General features: G+C 46.6%; 1 pseudogene. It reads left to right on the top strand.

From position 1 onward, the window contains the following. Window positions 1–220 (top strand): annotated as a pseudogene (locus tag AC1DH9_RS30525) (hypothetical protein); the annotation flags it as partial. Between the last annotated feature and the right edge of the window lie 373 nt (window positions 221–593).

The following is a 593-nucleotide window of genomic DNA, read 5'->3' as shown; positions in this document are numbered from 1 at the left end:
CTCCATAACCACCGCAGATACTGTTTTGAGCGCATTGAAAAAATCCTGGCTATCCTTCTATAAAAAAGAAATGATAACCCTTGGTGATTTCCCATTAGATTTTATCGAAAAATTTGTCGACTCAGAGCTTCAAGATCGGTTGAGACCGCTGTTTTTGGCTAGTGGGTTGGCGATCGAAAAAGACGAAAAGCTAATTTTTAACTATCACTCAAACTACTAGGCTAACGACTGCCATCGGTGAGCTACTGGTTCCGCACACAACTGTATGGGTTAGGTGCCGCACCAGCCCCTGTAGCTCCATCAGGGCGACAGCTTAGGCGCTGGCCTATGCCTTCGAGCAGGAAGTAAATAGCATCMGCTTTTGTAGATGCTCGACGTCCGCTCCTGGCCGATTTCTGTCTGTCACGACAGGCGGGAGTCGGCCAAGAGCGGAAAGTGCCCACTAGATCTGTCCTCTTTCTGTATATTCCATTAGTTATAGTTTTTTGCCTTAGATGCCAACGAAGCCACCAGCAGGCCTACTGATATCAAACCAAAGAATGACATGGCTGCCCCGATCATATTAAGTGCTTCACTGGCCTGATTTATTTCAA

The organism is Pseudomonas sp. 05T35 (assembly GCF_056396605.1).
The sequence above is the reverse complement of the archived record's forward strand: the minus strand, read 5'-3'. Positions and strand labels throughout refer to the sequence as shown.